Genomic DNA, 251 nt, shown 5'->3' on the forward strand with positions numbered 1-251 from the left:
ATCAAATACCTCATGGAACGCCGGGCAGAACTGGGCGGGTTCGTCCCCGAACGCCGCCGCAAACACACCGACGTAGTACTCCCGGACGCGAAGTCCTACGACGTCGCCAAACGCGGATCCGGGAAACAACAAGCCGCGACCACCATGGCCTTCGTCCGGTTGTTGAAGGACCTCATGCGGGACAAGAACTTCGGCACCCGGTTCGTGCCCGTGGTCCCGGACGAATCCCGCACCTTCGGCATGGACGCGTT

General features: G+C 62.5%; 1 protein-coding gene. It reads left to right on the plus strand.

Going from position 1 to position 251, the window contains the following annotated elements:
• Window positions 1-251, plus strand: a 251-nt coding sequence (locus N7568_RS24665; RefSeq protein ID WP_261612287.1) for a hypothetical protein, incomplete at both ends; no start/stop codon positions are given.

This window comes from Paenarthrobacter aurescens (assembly GCF_025421775.1).
GTDB lineage: Bacteria > Actinomycetota > Actinomycetes > Actinomycetales > Micrococcaceae > Arthrobacter > Arthrobacter aurescens_B.